This window comes from Bombilactobacillus bombi (assembly GCF_013607485.1).
GTDB lineage: Bacteria > Bacillota > Bacilli > Lactobacillales > Lactobacillaceae > Bombilactobacillus > Bombilactobacillus bombi_A.
This window is the reverse complement of record NZ_SCHP01000009.1, coordinates 18,161-40,801: the sequence shown is the minus strand read 5'-3', so window position 1 is coordinate 40,801 and position 22,641 is coordinate 18,161. Positions and strand designations below refer to the sequence as shown.

Here is a 22,641-nt window from a genome sequence, read left to right as displayed (position 1 = left end):
TTTTTTCGAGGCTTTTCAATTCTGGACGTTTATTTGCTACTTCAAATTTGAAAATTTGAACTGTTTCTATAATTACATAAAAGCCATTACGGCTTGTGCAACCGCCCCAATGATAATAACAATAATCATTAGCCAAATAAATATCTGTGTTATTCTTGTGAAGACGCTTTTCTTTTTCTTCAAATTAATCACCTTAAATGTTAGTTATTCTGGCAATTATCTTACGTGAAATGTTAATAAATTGCAAATACATTCTACTGATATTAAGAGTACAAAGTGTTATTAGAAAGGATAGAAGGCTAAAATCACGTAAAGTTAATTTTTTTTTAAAAAATGTTTGGGATTGCTGGTAAATAGTGGTTATAGGAGGAAGATTGTGGTAACATTCAAAGTAGAAGGTTAGTTTGTGAATGGGTGTGTTTTACTATTATTTGAACGTCAAGGCAAATTCATTATTTAGCATCATTTCGACAAAAATAGACAGTCATTGTGTTCTAGCCTGAGGGTAGATGGCTGTTTATTTATTTATTTTAAAATAATAACAACCATGGAAATAAAACTACCACGACTAATTATTTTTAATTTTACGTGTTCTAGTATATTCGTCTAGTCTGAATTTGAACTTTAAGTTTGAGTTGGATACAATTTAACAATAATTACGTAACTGCAGAAGGTTATTAAAGTTTAGTTTATTCAAAGAAGGGAATTAGTTTAATGTTCCGGCATGAAACAGTTTTATTAGCTCCTGCAATTGATGCACTGCACGTGCATAATGGCGGAACGTACATCGATGCAACTTTTGGACGCGGAGGTCATACTCAATATTTACTCAGCCAGGGACATGATTTACATGTTTATGCTTTTGATCGCGACCAAACGGCTATTCAGTCTGGCAAGCAGCTAGCTTTACAGACCAATCAACAAACTGATAACTATTTAGAATTAATTCAAGCAAATTTTGAGGATTTACAAGAACAGCTTCTCCAGCGCCAAGTAACAACATTTGATGGAATTATTTATGATTTAGGAGTATCTTCACCGCAATTTGATGATCCTAAGCGGGGCTTTAGTTATCGCTATAATGCCCGTTTAGATATGAGAATGGATCAGTCTCAAGCTTTAGATGCTGAATATATTATCAATCATTGGGATTATGGACAGTTAGTTCAAATTTTTTTCCAGTACGGTGATGAAAAATTTTCTAAAAGAATTGCTCGTTTAATTATAGAAAAACGGCAGCAAATGCCAATCACAACCACTTTTCAATTAGTGGAAGTTATCAAGCAAGCTATTCCAGCCCCTGCTAGACGTCAGGGGGGCCATCCAGCAAAAAAGGTTTTTCAAGCTTTGCGGATTGCGGTTAATGATGAATTACAGGCTTTGGAACGGTCATTGCAAATTGCAATTAAAATGTTATCACCACAAGGATATTTGAGTGTCATTACTTTTCAGTCTTTAGAGGATCGGATTGTTAAGCAATTATTTAGACAAAAATCTCAAGTAAATGTTCCACGAGATTTGCCAGTTATTCCGCCAGATTTACAGCCAATTTTACGGTTAATCACTAGAAAACCAATTTTGCCTTCAGCGGCTGAATTGGATCACAATCATCGAGCCCATAGTGCCCATTTGCGCGTAGCACAAAAATTATAATATTGTTATTGGGGATTTTAACATGTTACAAAATACTGCTAGGAACTTAAAGCAAAATACTGTGGCAAGTCCGCAAAAAAAATCACAGCCAGCTAATAGTGTACGGCAAGCCATTGCGATTAATAAACAAGCAGTGCCCTTTTCTGGGTTAGAAAAGGGGTTATTAATTTGTATTGGCTTGGTGGCTGTTTTTTTAATGTTGTCTTTAGTAAACCTAAGAACTAGCAACGCTCAAAAACAACGGCAAATACAAGATGTCTCTAATCAAACTCAAACTATCATTGCGCAAAATTCCACCTTACGTCAAGAAATTAGTGAGCTAAGTAGTTCTAGCCGCTTATTACAAATTGCGAATGACCATCATTTTACTTTGCAACCAAACAATATAAGGAACATTTCAAAATGAAGTATTCAAAAAAACAGCAATACATAATTAAAAAGGCAAGACGTGATCGAAGAATTATCGGATTATTCTTTCTGGGCGTAATTGCCTTATTTTTTATTTATTTTATGGGACGTTTTACCTATATTGCTGTTAGCGGTCATGTTGGTGGTGTTAACCTAGCACAAAGAACTACGAAAAAATATCGCCACCAAAAAACTTTATGGGCTCAACGTGGAACAATTTATGCTTATGATGGTTCAAAATTGGCTTTTAGTGATAAGACTTATCGGATTTATGCTGTTATTGATAAAAAATATGTAGGCAATAATAAAAAGCCTCTATATGTTACAGATAAAAAACGTGTAGCTCAGGTTTTAAGCAAATATATTGCTTTAAGCCCTACGCAAATTTATCAAATTTTAACGCCTAATATTAATCAATTTCAAGTGGAATTTGGTAATGCTGGTGACAATTTGAGTCTAAATGTAAAAAAAGCCATTGAAAGTTATCATTTGCCAGGAATTTATTTTTACTCGACCCCTTCACGCTCTTATCCTAATGGGAGTATGGCGGCTAATACTATCGGCTTAGTCCAAATGCAAAATGTGGGTAAAAAACATTTATTAAATGGCAGTATGGGCTTAGAACAGTACTTTAATCGCCAATTGCAAGGAAAGAATGGCTATTCTATTCGTTGGGTGGACCCGCAGGGATATACACTACCTAAGACTCGCGAAAAAACTAAACCACCCCGGCAAGGAAAAAATATTTATACTACTATTGATCCTAACTATCAGTACTATTTAGAACAATTGGTTACTCAAGTAAATAACAAATATCAGCCTCATTCAATGCAAGCTTTTGTTACTAATCCTAAAACTGGTGATATTTTGGCAATTACACAGCGACCAACTTTTGATCCCACAACTAAAGTAGGATTGAATAATGCTTGGAGAAACATTAATGTGCAAGATCAATTTGAACCAGGTTCAGTTATGAAAGTGATGACTTTAGCTGCAGCGATTGAATCGCATCACTATAATCCTAATCAATATTATCATTCTGGTGCGATAAATATCGGAGGCCGAGTAGTTAAGGACTGGAATCAAAGCGGATGGGGCGATATTCCTTTAGAACAAGCTTTTGTACGCTCTAGTAATGTTGGAATGGTCTTTTTAGAACAGCAAATGGGAGCAAACACCTGGTTAAAATATTTAAAAAAATTTCATATTGGTCAAAAAACTAATATTACTTTACCTGGGGAAGTGTCCGGAAATATTAATTTTCAACATTTATCTGATCAAGCTATTACGGCTTTTGGACAAAGTGTGGACGTTACAGGTGTACAGATGCTTCAGGCTTTAGGGGCAATTGGTAATCATGGTAAGATGATGAAGCCCAGAATTGTTTCACAGATAGAAGATCCAAATAGTGGCAAAATTATTAAAAATAAAGTACAAAAAATCTCCCAACCAGTTTCTGCAACCACTGCTAATAAAGTTCTAGATGCAATGCGAGATGTTGTACAAAAAAAATATGGAACGGGTACAGTTTATAATATTGACGGTCAAGACATTGCAGTCAAAACTGGAACTGCCCAAATAGCAGGAGCTAACGGTGGTTATTTAACTGGAGGCAATAGTTATATTTATTCAGTTGCTGGCTTAGCTCCTGCTAGCAATCCTAAATATTTAGTGTATATTACTATGCAGCAGCCACAAAATATGGATACTTCTGCAGAAAAAATTTTGTCGGAAATTTTTAATCCAATGATGCAACGTTTACTCGGAACCGGTACAATAGAAAATGTTAAATCTTCTCCCCAGACGATACTTTTAAAAGACGTGACAGGTCAATCTGTAGCTGCAGCTCAACAAAAACTGCAAGCACAGCAACTTAATTTAGGAGTTATTGGTACTGGTGGAACGGTCGTACAACAACTGCCAACTGCCAATTCTAAAATTTTGGTCAATCAGCGGGTGGTCTTATTAACTAATGGTGCAATGACAATGCCAGATGTTACCGGCTGGTCTAAAAATGATCTACTTAAGTTGTCAGAAATTACGGGGAAAAAGATTGTCTTAAAGGGACAAGGATTTGCTGTTCAGCAAAATATAAGTGCTGGTACAGTCCTCAATAATGTTAAACAAATCGAAATAAATCTTAATTAATAGCGAGGAAGTTAACCAATGGAGAACGTGAATTTTTTATGGCCGCTTGTTAGCAGCTTTTTAATTGTTGTATTATTAATGCCACTTTTTATTAAAATGATGCTAAGTCATAAAGAAGGTCAGCAAATTCGTGAAGAAGGACCTAAATGGCAAGTTTATAAAGCAGGTACGCCTACGATGGGCGGGGTAATTTTTTTAATTGCGATTATGGCAACTATTATCTGGACAGGGTCTTATAATGATTTATATACTATTGTATTGCTGTTGATATCCTTAATGCTGTTTTTATTTGGTTTAATTGGATTTTTAGATGATTTTATTAAGTTAAAAAATAATCGCAATTTAGGATTATATGCTTGGCAAAAATCACTATTACAGCTACTTTTTGCAGTAGTCTTTGCTGCTTTATATTATTACAATCATTTACCTATTGATTTACAAATTGGTCCTTGGATTTTACATTCGACTATCATTTTTGTATTTTTTATAATGTTTTGGCTAATTGGTTTTTCCAATGCTGTGAATTTAACTGATGGCTTAGATGGTTTGGTGTGCGGCTTGAGTTTGATTGCGTATGCTACTTATGCCTATCTTGCTTATGTCCAGCAAAATAATGATATTTTACTGATTTGTTTGACTGTTTGTGGAGCTATGCTGGGATTTATCATTTTTAATCATAAGCCAGCTAAAATCTTTATGGGGGATGTTGGTTCTTTAGCTTTAGGAGCTGGATTAGCGGCAATTGCAATTTTACTAGGTAATCCATGGTCCTTACTATGGATTGGAATTGTTTTTGTGGTAGAAACTGCTAGTGTAATTATCCAAGTTTCTGTATTTAAGGCTACAGGAAAGCGAGTTTTTAAAATGTCGCCGATTCATCATCATTTTGAAATGTCTGGTTGGTCCGAATGGAAAGTTGTAACTACCTTTTGGTTAGTTGGTTTATTAGCAAGTATTAGTTATTTATTAATCTTTGTAGGATAGGAAGTAAAATAATGAAGTTTGTGCCTGATTATCAAAATCAAAAAGTATTAGTAGTTGGTTTAGCTAAAAGTGGTTTTCATGCCGCCAAGTTATTACAAAAATTGGGTGCTCAAGTAACGGTTAATGATCACCAAAAATTGGCCGCTGATAATCCGCAAGTCGTAGCATTGAAAGAATTAGGGGTTCAAGTAATTAGTGGTTCGCACCCGTTATCATTATTAGATCAAGGATTTAAATTAATTGTCAAAAATCCGGGTATTTCTTATGATAATCCATTAATTAAAGCAGCTATGCTGCGAAAAATACCAATTATTACAGAACCAGAATTGGCTTATGAAATTTCCCAAGCCCCGTTTATCTGTGTTACAGGTACCAACGGTAAAACAACAACTACTACTTTAATTCAACTTATCTTAGACCAAAATAGAGTATCTGGGCATGCTTATAAGGCTGGCAATATTGGAATTTCTGCGGTTGAAGTAGCCCAAAAAGCTCAAGCTAATGATGATATTGTTGTGGAGATGTCGAGTTTTCAATTAATGGGAATTACTAAATTACGTCCAAAAATTGCAGTTTTAACTAATATTTATGAAGCCCACTTGGATTACCATAAAACTCGCGCTAATTATATCAAAGCCAAAATGAATATTACTAAAAATCAAACTGCGAGCGATTATTTTGTGGTAAATTTTGATCAAGCAGAATGGAGAAATTTAGCTCAGCAGACTTCTGCACAAATTATACCTTTTTCACGCTTAAATTATACGCAAACTGGCGCTTATCAAAAAGATGACGCCCTGTATTTTAAGGATGAACGTATAATTGATACTGCTGATTTGGCTTTAGTGGGCCAGCATAATATTGAAAACTATTTAGCGGCAATTGCGGTAGCTAAGATTTGTGGCAAATCGAATACCGATATACGCCACATTTTGACCACCTTTAAGGGAGTTAAACATCGGATGCAATTTGTCAAAAAATTAGCTGGACGTTTGATTTATAATGACTCAAAAGCCACTAATATGGAAGCAACGACAGTGGCTTTACAAGCTTTTTCCCAGCCAATTGTTTTAATAGCTGGCGGTCTTGATCGGGGTTTTACTTTTGACGATTTGGTGACACCTTTAAAAAAGGTGAAAGCAATTGTTTTATACGGTGAGACTAAACACTTAATGGCTAGTGCCGCTCAAAAGGCGGGCATTAAGACGATTAAATTAGTAAATACTTTAGATGAGGCAGTTCCAGCGGCTTGGGATTTAACCACGCAGGGAGATGTGTTGCTACTATCACCAGCTGCAGCTAGTTGGGATCAGTTTAAAACTTTTGAAGAGCGTGGCGATCGTTTCTTACGTGATATCGAAAAATTAGGTGGCTAAATATGAAAATTATTGTATCTGGTGGTGGTACGGGCGGCCATATTTATCCAGCTCTAGCATTAATTAAACGCCTGCAGCAGCGGCAGCTGTTGGACAAGGTATTATATGTTGGTACTAAATCCGGTTTAGAAGAACAAATTATTACCAAAGAAAATATTGATTTTCAAGCTTTAAAGCTACAAGGATTTAAGCGTCGCTTAAGTTGGGATAATATTCAAACATTGAATTTGTTCTTAAGTAGTATAAAAAAATCAAAACAAATTGTGCGAGAATTTCAACCGGATGTTGTATTAGGAACCGGCGGCTATGTCTCTAGTTCTGTAGTATTTGCGGCACATTTATTAGGAGTGCCTACTGTCATTCACGAACAAAATTCCGTTGCAGGTCTAACTAATAAATTTTTGGGCCATTTTGTTGATAAAATTGCCTATGCGTTTGATGATGTGACTGATCAATTTAATGAAAAAAATAAATTAGTTTTTACTGGTAATCCCCGTGCTCAAGAAGTGGCCGGGTTGAAAGATAATCAGCGTCTAACAGAATTTGATTTACAGGTTAAAGTGCCAACTGTTATGATTTTTGGTGGCAGCCGAGGAGCTGCACCAATCAATAGGGTAGTCGTGCAAGCACTACCTCATTTATCTCAAAAAGATTATCAAGTATTATTTGTTACTGGAAAAGTTCATTATGAACAAGTTTTAGCACAAATAAAACCGCATCAGCTGGCTGCTAATCTAAAAATTGTTCCTTATATTGATGATATGCCAGCAATTTTGCCAGACGTTTCTTTAGTAGTTGGCCGTAGTGGTGCTACCTCAATTGCGGAACTAACCGCTTTGGGAGTGCCTTGTATTTTTATTCCGAGTCCTTATGTAACTCATGATCATCAAACTAAAAATGCTCAAGCCTTAGTTAAGAAACAGGCAGCCTTAATGATTGCTGAAAAGCAGCTCACAAGTGATAAATTAGTAAAAATGATAGATGAAGTATTGTCAAATCATGCTTTACAGCAGCAACTAGCGCAAAATGCGCGAAAATTAGGAGTTGTAGACGCTAGTGATCGTCTTATTACAGTTTTAGAAGATTTAATATCCACGGTGAGCTAATTTATGAATCAAAAAAAACGTAATAATTTAATTTTTTTGGATAATAATTTTAAACATCCTAAGGTAAGAAAAAAGCATAAGAAATTCAAACGTCTCTTTAAATTATCGGCGTCCAATGTTAAAAGTTATTTTATAATTTTTCTGGTAATTTTAATTGCTGGAATTGGTTACTTATTTTCACCCTTAGGACATGTAGCTCAAATATCGGTTACCGGGGTTAATTATTTAGGTGAACAACAAATTATTAATGCTTCAGGTATTAATAATGAATCATTAGTGGTTAGTACCCTACTGCGCCAAAAAATTATTTGCCAAAAAATTAAGCGGCAAGTTCCATTAGTTAAAAATGTTAACTATTCTTATACAAAATTTAATCATTTACAAATTAATGTAAAAGAATATCAAACAGTAGGATTTTTGCTGCATAATAATGGTTATTATCGCGTTTTGGAAAATAGTCGTGTTGTACCTTCTAAACTGCAACAGCCAATTGGTAATTTTCCAGTATATCAAGATTTTGGTAATAAAACTTCACTAAGTAAATTTGTACAGTTATATTTAAAATTATCTCCTAAGTTACGTAATGACATTTCGGAAATTCATGGCCAAAAAAAGACTAATTCTAAACATCCTTATCGAATTACGTTGTATATGAATGATGGCAATATGGTGGTAGGAGATGTACGCACCTTAAAAAATAAGTTGCGCTATTATCCTCAAATAGTTCAACAAATGCCAACAAAAGGAATTGTTAATTTAGAATTAGGCGCGTATTCCTATTCTTTTCCTAAGAAAAATAAATAGGACAATTTTTTAACACTAGTTTTTGTGTTATCATTTAAATGGTAAGATTGAAATAAGTGTACCAAAGCAATCAGGGGGATCGCTTTATGGATGATTCGATGATAATAGTAAGCTTAGATATTGGCACTACAGCAATGAAAGTTGTAGTTGCTAATGTTGCTAAAGGGCAAATAAATGTTATAGGTATCGGCAGTGCACATTCTAAAGGAATGAATCGGGGGGTTATTGTTGATATTGATAAAGCATCTGAGGCGATCAGAGAAGCTGTTAAGAAAGCTGCGTCGCAATCTAACACAGAGGTTCATGATATCGTAGTTGGACTACCTGCTAATGGTGTACAGATTTCTTCATGCCAGGGAACCATTGCATTAGGTAGCCAAACTAAAGAAATTGAAGATGATGATGTTCAACAGGTGATGAGTGCTTCTTTAATGCAAACCTTGCCTGCTGAACAAGAATATGTTGCCCTAATTCCTAATGACTTTAGTGTTGATGGTTTTAAAAATATTAAAGATCCGCGGGGCATGATTGGTTCACGCCTGGAATTTAACGGTATTTTATATTCTTTGCCTAAGTCGATAGTTCATAACATTGTTAAAGCTGTTGAGCGGGCAGGGCTCAATATTGTACATGAGGTGTTGGCACCTGCAGCTTTAAGTCAAGTTGCTTTAGATGATGGTGAAAAAAATTTTGGTGCTATTATTGTTGATTTGGGCGGCGGTCAAAGTAGTGCATCTGTGATTCATGATCGCAAGTTGAAATTTTCTACTGTTGACCCTGAAGGTGGTAATTTAGTAGTTCATGATATTTCAGTGGTTTTAAATACAACTATTGCTAATGCTGCTAAATTACAACGTTACTATGGAACAGTAGATGTGCAAACAGCTTCTGATGTGGAAGAATTTCCAGTGGAAGTTGTAGGCCATGATGAACCGCAGTCTGTTTCGAGCAAATATTTATCAGAAATTATTGCGGCCCGTGTTCAGCAAATCTTTGAGCGCTTACAAAAGCGCTTAGTTGCTGTTAACGCCTTTGAACTGCCTGGAGGAGTTATTATTACTGGTGGTTTAGCCGAAATGGATGGTGTAGACAAGTTAGCTCAACAAGTTTTTGGCGCCAAAGTAAAAATCTTTATCCCAAAACAAATGGGATTACGGCACCCTGCGTTTTCAGAAAGTTTAGGTTTGGTTTCTTATGCACAAAGCTTAAGCGAGTTAGATATCTTGGCCCATGATGTGATTCACCAATATACACCTTCACCAAGAACAGGATCTACTCAGGCTAATATTCCAATTAATCAACCTGAAACTGATAGTCTGGATAACAGTTCCAACAAAGATGTAACGCCGATGGGAGAAAAATTTAAGAATTTTTGGAAAAAATTCTTTGACTAAGATATAAACGAGCGGTTAAAGCAGGAGGATTTAATTAATATGGAAAATTCAACAGAAAAAACAAAAGCAGTAATTAAAGTTATCGGCGTTGGTGGAGCAGGCGGTAATGCTGTTAATCGAATGGTAGAAGAAAATATCAAGGGCGTCGAATTTATTGCGGCAAACACTGATATGCAGGCTTTAGATCTTTCCCAAGCAGATACACGTCTACAATTAGGACCGAAATTAACACGTGGATTGGGAGCTGGTTCTGATCCAGATGTGGGGCAAAAGGCCGCGGAAGAAAGTGAAGATGTTATTTCTGACTTATTAAAGGAGTCAGACATGATTTTTATCACAGCTGGAATGGGCGGTGGTACTGGCACAGGAGCAGCTCCAGTAATTGCTCGGGTGGCAAAAGATTCTGGAGCTTTAACTGTCGGAGTAGTAACCCGTCCTTTTATGTTTGAGGGTCCTAAGCGCTCCAGTTATGCTGATAAGGGTATTGAGGAATTAAAGCAACATGTAGATACTCTAGTAGTAATAGCCAACAATCGCTTACTAGAAATTGTGGATAAAAAGACGCCTATGAATGAAGCTTTACACGTAGCTGATGATGTTTTACGTCAAGGAGTTCAGGGGATTTCTGATTTGATTACCTCACCAGGTTTTGTTAATCTTGATTTTGCGGATATTAAAACAGTTATGTCTGATCAAGGCTCTGCTTTGATGGGTATTGGGGCCGCTAATGGCGAAAATAGAATTGTTGAAGCTACAAAAAAGGCTATCTCTTCACCACTTTTAGAAGTTTCTATTGACGGAGCTAAACAGGTCTTGCTCAATATTACCGGAGGACCTGATTTATCGTTATTTGAGGCTAATGAATCTGCTAATGTAGTTTCACAAGCTACTAGTGAAGACGTGAATATTATTTTTGGAACATCAATGGATGAAAATTTGGGAGACGAAGTCCGTGTAACTGTTATTGCTACTGGAATTGATGATGATCGTCCACAGACTAAAGTAAAACCTAAACCCAAAATTACACCAGAGAAAATTTCACCATCTAATCCGATTGATAAAGAAGTAAATCCTTGGGGGGTTGGCAGTCATCCTGAAACTTCCAATAAGAATATTTCCAAACCAGCCAGTAAATTTGATATTTTTAATCAATCGGATGTTTTAAATGATGATGACAATGATGATGAAGATACAATGCCACCATTTTTAAGACACCATCCTAAGAGATAGGGGAGATAATTATGGCATTTGATAAATTAGCCAATTTTTTTGGCATGAATGATGATGAAGACTATGAGCCGGAAGAACCTTCTAATGATAAGGATCCTGTACGCAAGAATAATATAGTAGCAATGCAGCCTCATAATGCTCAACGTAGTGAAATTAAAGTGGTAGATCCCAAACGCTATGGTGATGCTAAGGAAATTGCTAAAGATTTGCTTAATAATCGGGCAGTTTTAGTTAATCTTAGAAAAGTTAATGAAGAGCAAATGCGTCGTATTACTGACTTTTTAACAGGCACAGTTTTTGCGATTAACGGTGACGTTAGTCGTGTTGACGAGAATGTATTTTTATATACCCCCGCTAATTTTCAAATTGATACCGAAACTGATAATTTTACAGAATAGATGAGGATTTGATTTTGTGGCTAATGTTATTAATGGTTTGCCGATAATTATAATAGAGTTATTTGATCTTTATAAATGGCTTATTGTTATTTATTGTTTGATGAGTTGGCTTCCAGGCGCAGCAACCTCTAAATTAGGGGTGTGGCTGGGGAAAATAGTTAACCCGTTTTTATCTATATTTGATCGTTTTATTCCCCCCATTTTTGGCATTAGTTTTTCGCCAATTTTTGCTTTAATAGTTTTAGAATTTATAGAGCGATTTATTAGTGGAATTTTTTAAGAGGCGAAGATTTTGCAGTTAACAAGAAATCATATCAACACCCAAATAAGTGCTATGATTAATTATGTTCAGACTTATTATGCTTCAAAACTAAGTCCATTTTTGAATCCTCATGAACTGCTATTAGCTCAAGAATTAGTTGCCAGTCAGAGTGATGATATTAATATGTATCATTATGGAGGCTATCCGCATGCAGAGCGACAGCGTTTGCTATTAACTCCTGATTATTTCGAAGTCACGCAGCAAAGCTTTGAAATTCAATTATTTGAAATCATTTTTAATCCTAAATTTAATAAGTTGCAGCATTATCAAATATTGGGTAAGTTAGCTCATCTGGGTTTAGAAAGAGCAATTTTTGGTGATATCATTACTGATGGGCAACGCTGGCAATTTTTGGCTGAAAAATCTTTTACTAATGTATTGAAACAAGAGGTTACGCAAATTGGTTCTAGTAAGGTTCAGGTTCAGCCCCAGCCTCAAGAACAGTTATTAGCAGTCAAAAATGATTTTACTAATGAAACAATCATCAGTGTTTCAATGCGTTTAGATACAGTAATTGCGGCAGCCTTCAAGCATTCTCGCAATCAAGTCCAAGAGTTGATAAAATCTGGTCGAGTTTTTGTTAATTGGGAATCGGAGCACCGGACGGATTACTTAGTTACAATTGGAGATTCAATTAGTTGTCGTGGGTGGGGGCGCTTAACAATATTAGATTATTTAGGTCAAACAACAGCGCATAAAAATAAATTATACTTACGAATATTTCGGCATTAATTAATGGAGGTTAGAAGGATGGCTTTGACACCAAAGGATATTCAAGAAAAGGATTTTGGTTCACAATTACGCGGTTATGACAAAGATGAAGTTGATAATTTTTTAAATCAAGTTATTGCGGATTATAATGTATTGATTAAAAAAAATCAGCAATTAGCACATGATTTAAAAGAAGCTCAGACTCAAATATCATATTTTAATGAACTACAAAATACTGTCAATGAAGCGATTATTGTGGCCCAAAATGCTGCTGATCAGGTGAAAAATCAAGCCGATGTTCAGGCTAATTCTTTAATGACACAAACACGTTTGAACACAGAACGAATGGTTAATGAAGCGATTAAGAAAGCACGTCAGATTGTTCAAGAAGCTGAAAAAGAAGCTCAAACGATTATTGAACAAAGCAGCCAAATTAATCAAAGTGTTCGGAGAGACTACAAGAATTTACAAAATGTCATCGAATCACAACAAAAATTAATTAATTCAAATTCTTGGCAAGAATTAATTAATGATGGTGAAGAAAAAATTATGCAGAGCATCCAAGCTGAATGTCAAAGCTATTTAGCCCGCTTAAATCAGTTTGCCGATAAAGTAAAATTAGAAGATGATGATTTAGTGATTAAAAATTCATCAGAAAAAAATGTTGACAAGCGACCACAAAATGTTGATAATCAAGATAATCACACTAAACTAGAAAAATAACAACTTTTTTTAACCTTTTAGCGAGTTGGAGTATGGTGGAAGTCCAACAAGGCTCTGAGAAAAGTTTATCGTTTTCTAATTAATTAAATAGTACTAATCTACTGTTTTTTGGGTGGTATAACGAGTAATTCGTCCTAATCAAGGGCGTTTTTTTATTTTTAGGAGGTATTGCTTATGAGAATCAAAGAAACATTAAATGTTGGTAAAACAAAATTCCCAATGCGAGGGAATTTGCCTACTAAAGAACCAGAATGGCAACAAGAATGGGAAGAAAAGCAGATTTATCAGCGCCGTCAAGCTTTAAATAAAGACTTACCAACTTTTATTCTTCATGATGGACCGCCCTATGCTAATGGTAACATCCATATGGGCCATGCTTTAAATAAAATTAGTAAAGATATTGTAACTCGCTCGAAATCGATGCTAGGTTATCGAGCACCTTTTGTTCCTGGTTGGGATACTCATGGTTTGCCAATTGAACAAGAACTCGCCAAACAAGGTGTTAAGCGCAAAGAGATGGATGTAGTTGAATATCGGAAGTTATGTTATGACTATGCAATGCATGAGGTTGATAAGCAACGCTCTGATTTTAAGCGTCTAGGTGTATCGGCGGATTGGGACAATCCTTATCTAACTCTGCTTCCAAGATATGAGGCTGAAGAAATTCGCGTTTTTGCTAAGATGGTAGATAGGGGTTTAATTTATCGCGGCAAAAAACCAGTTTATTGGTCACCTTCCTCAGAATCAACTTTGGCGGAAGCCGAGGTTGAATATAAAGACATTAAATCACCATCATTGTATGTCGCATTTCCCGTTAAGGATGGTAAGGGCTTAATTGATAATGATGCTTATATGGTTATTTGGACTACTACTCCTTGGACTTTACCGGCCAATGTGGCTATTTGTGTTAATCCACGATTTAGTTATTCATTAATCAAGGTTCAAGGCACTAAATATGTTGTTGCAAGTGAACGCATTGAATTTTTAGCACAGACTTTAGGATGGTCTGATTGGGAAGTTCTTAAAGAATTTAAGGGACAGAAAATGGAGTATATAGTTGCTAAACATCCATTTTATGACCGCGATTCTTTAGTGATTTTAGGCAATCATGTTACTTTAGATGATGGTACAGGTTTAGTTCATACAGCACCTGGCTTAGGTAATGATGACTTTGTTGTCGGACAAAAATATAAGTTAGAAGTGCTCTCTCCAGTTGATGATCATGGCTGTTTAACGGCAGAAGCTCCCGGATTTGAAGGAATGTTTTATGAGGATGCTAATAAGAAGGTAACTAAAATCTTGGAAGGAAAGGGCCTAATGCTCAAGTTAGACTTCTTTACTCATAGTTACCCTCATGATTGGCGAACGAAAAAACCAGTTATCTTCCGGTCTACTCCGCAATGGTTTGCTTCTATTGAACCTATTCGTGAAGATATTTTAAAACAAATTAATGCTGTTAAGTTTAAACCAGCTTGGGGTAAGACGCGACTTTATAATATGATTAAGGATCGTGGAGATTGGGTTATTTCGCGTCAACGTGTTTGGGGCGTGCCGATGCCAATTTTCTATGCTGAAGATGGTACAGCAATTATGACTCAAGAGACAATTTTGCATGTAGCTGATTTATTTGAAAAATATGGTTCTAATGTTTGGTTTGAAAGAACTGCAAATGAACTTTTACCTGAAGGTTTTAGTCATCCAGGCAGTCCTAACGGTAAATTTACCAAGGAAACAGATATTTTAGATGTTTGGTTTGATTCAGGATCTTCTCACCAATATACGCTGCGAACACGGTCAGATTTAAGTTTTCCAGCTGATATGTATCTTGAGGGTTCTGATCAATACCGTGGCTGGTTTAATTCCAGTTTAATTACGTCTGTAGCAGTTAATGGTGTTGCTCCTTATAGACAGTTGCTCTCACAAGGTTTTACATTGGACGGCAAAGGCCATAAAATGAGTAAATCCTTAGGTAATGTTATTGTTCCTAGCGATATTGAACGCCAGTTTGGAGCTGAAATTATTCGTCTATGGGTAGCTTCGGTTGATACGAGTTCAGATGTACCTGTTTCTGTAGAAACTTTCAAGCAAGTTTCCGAAACTTACCGTAAGATTCGTAATACTCTTCGTTTTATGTTAGCTAATACCAGTGATTTTGATCCTCAAATTCATAGTATTGACTTTGATAATTTACGTTCAGTAGATAAATTTTTAATGGTAAAATTAGATAAGTTAGTTGCACAAGTTGAACAAGCCTTTGCTGATTTTGATTTTGCTACTATTTATAAAGCCATTGTGAGCTTTTTGACCAATGATATGTCAGCATTTTATTTAGATTTTGCTAAAGATGTGGTGTATATCGATGCTCCTGACTCTTTAGCGCGGCGGCAAATGCAGACTGTGATGTACAATGCAACGGTGGTTTTGGCGAAGTTATTAACCCCAATCTTGCCCCATACAATGGAACAAGTTTGGCAGCAACTTAAAGAACCAGAAGATTATGTTCAATTAACGGATATGCCGGCTGTCCAGAATTACCCACAAGCTGAACAAATTTTGCAGCAGTGGCAAGAATTTATGAAATTCCGTGATGATGTTTTGAAATCTCTAGAAAAAGCACGGGATGCTAAACTAATTGGTAAATCCTTGGAGGCTGCAGTGACTGTCTATCCACAAGCAGAATTACGGCAGTTATTAGAACAATTAAATACCAACGTAGCGCAATTATTGATTGTTTCCAAGTTCCAAGTTAGTTCTAGTGAATTAAGTAATTCTGATCAATATGATAATGTTCAGGTTCAAATAGAACATGCTCCAGGACAAGTTTGTCAACGTTGTTGGATGACTAAAGAAGATGTAGGCACTGATGCAGCTTTTCCTAATCTATGTACTCGTTGTGCAAAAATCATTCGTGAAAATTATCCAGAAGCTTTAAGCGAAGGCTTAGAAAAGTAGGTAAAAATGATTACAGGAAGAGTTAAAAAATTTGATGACAATAAGGGCATAGGTGAAATTATTAGCGAAAATAATGAGACTATTTTTGTTCACTTTTCAGCAGTTCAAAGTGCAGGATATCGTTCTTTACAAGCTGGTCAAAAAGTAGATTTTGCAATTGCTAATGGTTTTAGAGGTCCACAGGCAGTTAATTTAACAGTAGTTACTGATTAACCTTAATTATTAAATTTAACAATAAGAAGCGGGAACAAGATTTGTTCCCGCTTCTTATTGTTGTTTAATAAATTGTTAAAACTAGACGTCAGTTGCAAGCTTAGAGTTAATTATGCCCCAATTCAAATAAGTAATTACATTATTCTTTAATACCATAAGGAAAAATTTTTAAGCCGTTATTGCTCAAAAACGCTAAGTAGATGTCATTAATACTATAACCCTGCTTTTTGATTTGTTCAGTAACCCATTTCTCGTCATGATTGGTATAATTTAGAGCGAGGGGATCAATTTCACCATCCATAATAATTGGAAATTGTGCTTTGAGATCTTTTTTGCTAGTGAAGGTAATCTGTCCATTTTCTTCCCAGACAGCTTTGTCAATATCATCTAAGTCATTAATGCCAGCTTGACGCAATTTAAACGCTAAATCATGAGCTGATAAACCATTTTGGGTGGCTTTACTGGACAAGACTTTACCATCAGAAATAATTATTGAAGGTTTGCCATCAATAAATTTTTTAACCCAGCTACTGTGATTAGTTAAAAACTTGGTGGTAAATACTACTAGAGTCCAAATAATTAAAACAATAAAAAATTGTAAAAGGGTGATAGATGTATTATAAATGACGCCACCAATAATGCCACCTAAAACGAAATTTTGCATTTGATCAATGACGTTACTAGGAGCAAGATTTGATTTTCCTAAAAGATTAATCTGAATGACCATTGCAAAAAAGCCCATTAAAAATTTTAAAAATGTTTGCCAATAAAATGTCATAAACTTTACTCCTATTTAATCAAATTTATTTTGGGATTAGTAAGATGTGCCGGATGTAGTTGAAAACTAGAATTGTCAGAATTTAATTCCACCTCGTAAACCGCATCTTTAACTTTAATCAGCATGCCATCTTTTAAATTAGTTGAATTAGAATAAATATCATTAACACTTAAGTGCCGGTCATAAGCCATGCGTTTAATTAAACTGGCAACTTGACCGTTATTGGCGCGACTGCTTTTATTCTGATTCCATTGATCATATTGAATGGTGATTGTTAATAATAAGCACAAGATAGTAATAATAGTCAATTCACGATATTTTCCATCATCGCGGTGGCGTAAAAATAAAAATAAAGATATGATAGTAACCAGCACCAAGATAAAAAATACGGTCCAAATAATAGCATTGACTCGACTTGGTTGGCGGGTTAAAAATTGATAAGTATAAAAATTAGTCATTTGTAACCTCCAGCATAATATAATTACATTGTTATTATAACATTAAAAAAATTGCTGACTGCAAGAATTAGTAAAGGAGCTTTTGATGGAAGTTAAAGAAAAGTTAATAAACAGTAAACGAATATTTACTGGCAAAGTTATTAATTTAGATTTAGAACAAGTTTTATTGCCTAATGGACAGACTGCACATCGGGAGATTGTCCATCATCATGGGGCAGTTGCTGTACTGGCCTTGATGGATAAGCGCCTATTATTGGTGGAGCAGTGGCGCGAGCCGATGCAAAAAACAACCTTAGAAATTCCGGCTGGTAAAATTGAACCTCACCAAAATAATCTCCAAACAGAAGCTTTGCGCGAATTGAACGAAGAGACAGGTTATCAATGCAATGATTTAAAAAAAATTAGCGGTTTTTATTCTTCGCCTGGTTTTACGGATGAATATTTAACTTTATTTTTAGCAACGCAGTTAAATAAGGTAGAACATAAACGGCCTTTAGATGAGGACGAATTTCTCAATGTTCATTTATTAACGTGGGGTGAAGTGCAAGCGCAAATAGAAGCAGGTAATATTTGTGATGCCAAGACCTTAATGGCAATCTTATTTTGGCAGAATTTGCGAATGAAGGGGCAATATGACGGCTAATAAGGACGATGATATAACTGCTTCTCGACGTTTACAACGGTCTAAGCAGTCTGATTTAACAATTCAGGACCAATCAAAGCACTTGCAACACTGGCTCGATAAAGCTATTTTAGTAGTTGTGGTTTTAATAATAATCACGTATTTAATTTTATTTTTAGTTTAGGAGATTTGATTAAATGAGAATTGCAGTTATTGTAGCGATGGAAGAAGAAATCGGTTTATTAAAAAAATCAATGGATCAAGTAGCAGTAGATAAAGTAGCTGGAATTGAAATTAGCACTGGTCTGTATAGTGGGCACCAATTATTTGTTGCTCAAAGTGGTATAGGCAAAGTACAAGCCGGGATGGTATCAACGATTTTATGTGACCATTATTTGCCGGATGTAATTATAAATACCGGTTCAGCTGCGGGCATTGGCAAAAATTTAAGTGTAGGTGATGTGGTTATTTCCTCTAAGGTTGCTTATCATGATGTCGATGTAACGCCATCGGGTTATGCATGGGGACAATTGCCTCAACGACCGCTTTATTTTGAAAGTGACCGCAACTTAATTAATCAAATTGTAGAAGCAGGTGCAGTTGTTAACCAACATAGTCATGTGGGCTTGATTGTTTCTGGAGATCAATTTATTAATAGTCAACAGCAAATATCCCAAATTTTAAGACATTTTCCCGAAGCGCTATCCGTAGAAATGGAGGGAGCAGCAGTGGCTCAAGTTGCTACCCAATTTAAAGTACCTTTTGTCATTATTAGAGCTATGAGTGATGTAGGTGATGAGCAAGCAGATGTATCCTTTGATGAATTCGTCCGTGATGCTGGTGAAAGATCGGTACAGATGTTATTAAACTTTATGGATAACAATTAAGATTTTGAAGGGGTGATATGTTGAAACATGTATATTTGGATAATGCGGCCACTACACCTATGGCTCCTGAAGTAATAGATACAATAACAAAAACCATGCAAGACACCTTTGGCAATGCGTCCACCCCTAATTATTTTGGCCGGCAGGCACGAGGTATTTTAGATCAGGCGCGCTTAATAATAGCTCAAAGTATCAAAGCCCAACCGTCTGAAATTATTTTTACTAGTGGTGGTAGTGAAGGTGATAATAATGCCATTATTTCGACAGCCTTGGCGCAACAGCATTTAGGTAAACATATTATCAGCACAAGTATTGAACATGAAGCTGTATTAAAGCCTTTAAAATATCTGGAAAGTTTGGGCTTTGAGGTTACTTATTTACCAGTTGATAAACAGGGACAAATTAATCTCGATGACTTTAAAAATTCTTTAAGATCAGATACTATCTTAGTTTCAGTGATGATGGTAAATAATGAAGTAGGAGCAATTAATCCATTAAAGAAAATCGGACAGCTCTTACAGCATCACCAAGCTATTTTTCATACAGATGCTGTTCAGGGCTATGGCAGTCAAAGTATTGATGTTAATGATTTACAAGTGGATTTATTAACTACTTCAGCCCATAAAATTAATGGTCCCAAAATGTTAGGATTTTTATACGAACGTCAAGGACTGAAAATTCCGCCATTGATTCGCGGTGGAGATCAAGAAACAAAGCGACGCGCTGGGACAGAAAATATACCTGCTATCGCTGGTTTTGCTGAAGCTGTAAAGTTGAATGATGCAAAGTCAAAGTTAGCTAATAATAAGCGGTTATTACAATATAAGCAGCTATTAATTTCGCAATTAGCACAGCAAAATGTTGATTTTGAGATTAATGGACCTGACATTAGTCAAGCAGTTCCAAACATTTTAAATCTCTGGATTAAGGGTATTCCCACCTCAATTTTACAAATCAAATTAGACTTGGCAGGTTTTGTGATTTCAGGGGGTTCTGCCTGCACAGCAGGTAGTTTAGAACCATCACATGTTTTACAAGCCATGTTTGGTGCGCAAACTCCACGGATTAATGAATCGATCAGGATTAGTTTTAACAAATTTAATCAAAAAGATGATATACTCAATTTTGTTCAAGCCTTAACGCAAATTGTGCGAAATTGAGTGGAGGTGAAAAAGATGGCAGCAGTTGCTGGTGTTCAAGGTGATAAGCAAAAATATCGTATTAATCCACAAATTAAGGTATATTCGCTAACCGATGTTGGCTTTCAACAATCTCGTAATGGCAATTTTCGCTTAGAACAGCCAATCAGTGGCAATTCTCCTTATGAGGAAAGCTATAAATTAAAAATTAAGATTATGAAAGACTTAAAAAATTTGAGCATGGATACAACTGATGATAGCGGAATGCATGTTATTAATATTTTTAAATTAAAAGATAATCAAGAAGTTATTAAACAATATAATTATGCTATACAAAATCTTATTGAGCGGCAGATATTAGCTGCAGTGTAAAAGAAAAGGTGAAACAAGTGGTTAAAAAGCGTGTAGTTGTTGGTATGAGCGGCGGTGTTGACTCCTCAGTTTCGGCCTTGTTATTAAAGCAACAGGGTTATGATGTAATTGGTTTATTTATGAAAAACTGGGATGATACCGATGATTCCGGGGTTTGTACCGCAACTGAAGATTATGAAGATGTTGCTAAGGTAGCTCAACAAATAGGTATTCCTTATTATTCCGTTAATTTTGAAAAGGAATATTGGAACCGGGTATTTGAATATTTCTTAGATGAATATAAAAAAGGCCGAACCCCTAATCCAGATGTTATGTGTAATAAAGAAATTAAATTTAGGGCATTTTTAGATTACGCTCTAAAATTGGACGCTGACTATATTGCTATGGGGCATTATGCTCAAATTGAGCGTGATCAGTCAGGATTAGTGCATTTACTGCGTGGTGCTGATGCTAACAAAGATCAAACCTATTTTCTAAGTACTGTCAACCAAGAGCAATTGCAAAAATCTATTTTTCCTATTGGCCACTTACAAAAACCTCAAGTACGCCAGATTGCTGAACAAGCGGGTTTAGCGACAGCTAAGAAAAAAGATTCTACTGGAGTTTGTTTTATTGGCGAACGTAATTTTCGCAAATTTTTAAGTGAATTTTTACCAGCACAGCCCGGAAAAATGTTAACACCTGATGGTCAAGAAATGGGCAGCCATGCTGGGTTAATGTATTATACAATTGGTCAGCGCTCTGGTTTAGGTTTGGGCGGCAATAGTACTTCTAATGATCCTTGGTTTGTAGTAGGCAAGGATTTAAAGAAAAACATTTTATATGTCGATCAAGGCTTTGACAATCCTTTGCTGTATGCAAATAGTTTGGAAGCTTCAGATATCTCTTTTATTGTACCAATGCCAGAGTCTAAGTTTCATTGTACGGCTAAATTCCGTTATCGCCAAAAAGACACCGGCGTGACGGTTCAATTATTGGATCATGGTCAAGTACATGTAGATTTTGATGAACCTGTACGTGCTATTACACCCGGACAAGAAGTTGTTTTTTATCAAGGACAAGAGTGCCTAGGTGGAGCTACAATTAACGCGGCGTATAGTAAAAAACAGCAATTACAATATGTTTAATGTTTTATAATCGGCTTATTAGGTTTACAAAGTAATTAGGAGTGAGAGTGGGATACTCTTCTCCTAATTTTTGTTGTTTACTTAGAAGGTTATGTGTTGTTAATGAAGATAATATCTTGAATATTAAACAGCAATAAACGATAATAAAAACATTGAAGCAGAGGTAAAGATAATGACAAGATTTTATTTTGTGAGACATGGTAAAACGCAATGGAATTTAGAAGGACGTTATCAAGGAGCAAATGGTGATTCAGCGCTGTTACCTGAAAGCTATCGTGATATTAGATATCTAGCACAGACTTTAGTTGATCAACAAATTGATCATATTTATACAAGCCCCATTAAAAGGGCTTATCTAACGGCTCAAGCCTTAGATGAAGCGCTTGGTGGACAAATACCCTTGTCAACTAGTGATGCTTTACGTGAATTTAACTTAGGTCTAATGGAAGGACAAAAATTTTCATTAATGGAGAATAAATATCCTCAACTTATTTGGGCTTTTCGGCATGATCCTAGTAAGTATGATGAAAAAATTATTCAAGGTGAAAGTTTTGCTGCGGTTATTCAACGTACCACTAATTTTATCAAGGGTTTAGCTGCGCCGTCAGAAGCTGAGCAAAAGACTTTTATAATTGTAAGTCATGGAGCTGCTTCGGTAGCTATGATTAAGAGCCTATTAAATGTTCCTTTATCACAATTACGTAAAAATGGTGGACTGGCTAATACAAGTCTGACTACTGTTGATACTTATGATCGTGGACAAAGTTTTCAATTAATCAAGTGGAATGATATTAGCTTTTTGCATCGCAAAACTGATCAAACTGATACAATATAAG

Annotated in this window: 25 protein-coding genes; 22 read left to right on the top strand and 3 right to left on the bottom strand. The window is 35.6% G+C overall.

Going from position 1 to position 22,641, the window contains the following annotated elements:
- Positions 1–72: 72 nt before the first annotated feature.
- On the bottom strand, positions 73–192 hold the full coding sequence (locus tag EQ827_RS03790; protein ID WP_309109336.1) for a DUF4044 domain-containing protein: 120 nt from the start codon (positions 190–192) through the stop codon (positions 73–75).
- 522 nt (positions 193–714) lie between these two features.
- Between EQ827_RS03790 and rsmH the strand changes: the two genes are divergently transcribed.
- The 15 genes from rsmH (at position 715) to EQ827_RS03715 (ending at position 16,422) form a co-directional block, all read left to right on the top strand.
- Positions 715–1,653, top strand: coding sequence for a 16S rRNA (cytosine(1402)-N(4))-methyltransferase RsmH (gene rsmH, locus EQ827_RS03785; RefSeq protein ID WP_181189653.1), 939 nt, complete (start codon positions 715–717; stop codon positions 1,651–1,653).
- 22 nt (positions 1,654–1,675) lie between these two features.
- Positions 1,676–2,059 (top strand): hypothetical protein, encoded by a 384-nt coding sequence (locus EQ827_RS03780; protein ID WP_181189652.1) that lies wholly within the window; start codon positions 1,676–1,678, stop codon positions 2,057–2,059.
- Positions 2,056–4,209 (top strand): penicillin-binding transpeptidase domain-containing protein, encoded by a 2,154-nt coding sequence (locus EQ827_RS03775; protein WP_181189651.1) that lies wholly within the window; start codon positions 2,056–2,058, stop codon positions 4,207–4,209. The genes EQ827_RS03780 and EQ827_RS03775 overlap by 4 nt, the downstream gene beginning before the upstream one ends.
- Before the next feature lie 18 nt (positions 4,210–4,227).
- Positions 4,228–5,193 (top strand): phospho-N-acetylmuramoyl-pentapeptide-transferase, encoded by a 966-nt coding sequence (gene mraY / locus EQ827_RS03770; protein ID WP_181189650.1) that lies wholly within the window; start codon positions 4,228–4,230, stop codon positions 5,191–5,193.
- Between the two features lie 11 nt (positions 5,194–5,204).
- The gene (murD, locus tag EQ827_RS03765; protein WP_181189649.1) at positions 5,205–6,569 is read left to right on the top strand and encodes a UDP-N-acetylmuramoyl-L-alanine--D-glutamate ligase; all 1,365 of its coding nucleotides are present in this window, start codon (positions 5,205–5,207) and stop codon (positions 6,567–6,569) included.
- A 2-nt stretch (positions 6,570–6,571) separates the two neighbouring features.
- Positions 6,572–7,675, top strand: coding sequence for an undecaprenyldiphospho-muramoylpentapeptide beta-N-acetylglucosaminyltransferase (gene murG, locus EQ827_RS03760; RefSeq protein ID WP_181189648.1), 1,104 nt, complete (start codon positions 6,572–6,574; stop codon positions 7,673–7,675).
- Between the two features lie 3 nt (positions 7,676–7,678).
- Positions 7,679–8,479, top strand: a complete 801-nt coding sequence (locus EQ827_RS03755; RefSeq protein ID WP_181189647.1) for a cell division protein FtsQ/DivIB — start codon at positions 7,679–7,681, stop codon at positions 8,477–8,479.
- Between the two features lie 86 nt (positions 8,480–8,565).
- Positions 8,566–9,873 carry a cell division protein FtsA gene (gene ftsA, locus EQ827_RS03750; protein ID WP_181189646.1) on the top strand — a complete coding sequence of 436 codons (1,308 nt, stop codon included), beginning with the start codon at positions 8,566–8,568 and terminating at the stop codon, positions 9,871–9,873.
- A gap of 39 nt (positions 9,874–9,912) precedes the next feature.
- On the top strand, positions 9,913–11,103 hold the full coding sequence (gene ftsZ, locus EQ827_RS03745; protein ID WP_181189645.1) for a cell division protein FtsZ: 1,191 nt from the start codon (positions 9,913–9,915) through the stop codon (positions 11,101–11,103).
- An 11-nt stretch (positions 11,104–11,114) separates the two neighbouring features.
- Positions 11,115–11,501, top strand: coding sequence for a cell division protein SepF (locus EQ827_RS03740; protein WP_181189644.1), 387 nt, complete (start codon positions 11,115–11,117; stop codon positions 11,499–11,501).
- 16 nt (positions 11,502–11,517) lie between these two features.
- A complete protein-coding gene (locus EQ827_RS03735) occupies positions 11,518–11,781 on the top strand; it encodes a YggT family protein (RefSeq protein WP_309109335.1) in 264 nt (87 codons plus the stop codon).
- Between the two features lie 12 nt (positions 11,782–11,793).
- A complete protein-coding gene (locus EQ827_RS03730; RefSeq protein ID WP_181189643.1) occupies positions 11,794–12,555 on the top strand; it encodes a YlmH family RNA-binding protein in 762 nt (253 codons plus the stop codon).
- Between the two features lie 18 nt (positions 12,556–12,573).
- A complete protein-coding gene (locus tag EQ827_RS03725) occupies positions 12,574–13,257 on the top strand; it encodes a DivIVA domain-containing protein (RefSeq protein ID WP_181189642.1) in 684 nt (227 codons plus the stop codon).
- A 174-nt stretch (positions 13,258–13,431) separates the two neighbouring features.
- On the top strand, positions 13,432–16,209 hold the full coding sequence (gene ileS, locus EQ827_RS03720; protein ID WP_181189641.1) for an isoleucine--tRNA ligase: 2,778 nt from the start codon (positions 13,432–13,434) through the stop codon (positions 16,207–16,209).
- 6 nt (positions 16,210–16,215) lie between these two features.
- The gene (locus EQ827_RS03715) at positions 16,216–16,422 is read left to right on the top strand and encodes a cold-shock protein (RefSeq protein ID WP_181189640.1); all 207 of its coding nucleotides are present in this window, start codon (positions 16,216–16,218) and stop codon (positions 16,420–16,422) included.
- 139 nt (positions 16,423–16,561) lie between these two features.
- On the opposite strand, the gene EQ827_RS03710 is transcribed toward EQ827_RS03715, so the two are convergent.
- Positions 16,562–17,200, bottom strand: coding sequence for a DUF421 domain-containing protein (locus EQ827_RS03710; RefSeq protein ID WP_181189639.1), 639 nt, complete (start codon positions 17,198–17,200; stop codon positions 16,562–16,564).
- Positions 17,201–17,211: 11 nt separating this feature from the next.
- Entirely contained in the window at positions 17,212–17,658 is a 447-nt protein-coding gene (locus EQ827_RS03705) for a DUF3290 domain-containing protein (protein ID WP_181189638.1), read from the bottom strand.
- A gap of 85 nt (positions 17,659–17,743) precedes the next feature.
- Here EQ827_RS03705 and EQ827_RS03700 point away from each other — a divergent pair, with 85 nt between their 5' ends.
- The 7 genes from EQ827_RS03700 to EQ827_RS03670 all read left to right on the top strand — a co-directional run bounded on the left by EQ827_RS03700 (position 17,744) and on the right by EQ827_RS03670 (position 22,640).
- Positions 17,744–18,301: an NUDIX hydrolase gene (locus tag EQ827_RS03700; protein ID WP_181189637.1), complete on the top strand. Its 558-nt coding sequence runs from the start codon at positions 17,744–17,746 to the stop codon at positions 18,299–18,301.
- On the top strand, positions 18,291–18,464 hold the full coding sequence (locus EQ827_RS03695; protein ID WP_181189636.1) for a hypothetical protein: 174 nt from the start codon (positions 18,291–18,293) through the stop codon (positions 18,462–18,464). Before EQ827_RS03700 ends, EQ827_RS03695 begins: the two co-directional genes overlap by 11 nt.
- Positions 18,465–18,477: 13 nt before the next feature.
- Positions 18,478–19,167 (top strand): 5'-methylthioadenosine/adenosylhomocysteine nucleosidase, encoded by a 690-nt coding sequence (locus EQ827_RS03690; protein ID WP_181189635.1) that lies wholly within the window; start codon positions 18,478–18,480, stop codon positions 19,165–19,167.
- Between the two features lie 20 nt (positions 19,168–19,187).
- On the top strand, positions 19,188–20,327 hold the full coding sequence (locus tag EQ827_RS03685; protein WP_181189662.1) for a cysteine desulfurase family protein: 1,140 nt from the start codon (positions 19,188–19,190) through the stop codon (positions 20,325–20,327).
- 15 nt (positions 20,328–20,342) lie between these two features.
- Positions 20,343–20,678, top strand: coding sequence for a cysteine desulfurase (locus EQ827_RS03680; RefSeq protein ID WP_181189634.1), 336 nt, complete (start codon positions 20,343–20,345; stop codon positions 20,676–20,678).
- 8 nt (positions 20,679–20,686) lie between these two features.
- A complete protein-coding gene (gene mnmA, locus EQ827_RS03675; RefSeq protein WP_373563505.1) occupies positions 20,687–21,805 on the top strand; it encodes a tRNA 2-thiouridine(34) synthase MnmA in 1,119 nt (372 codons plus the stop codon).
- Between the two features lie 172 nt (positions 21,806–21,977).
- A complete protein-coding gene (locus EQ827_RS03670) occupies positions 21,978–22,640 on the top strand; it encodes a histidine phosphatase family protein (protein ID WP_181189633.1) in 663 nt (220 codons plus the stop codon).
- The last annotated feature ends 1 nt before the right edge of the window (position 22,641 follow it).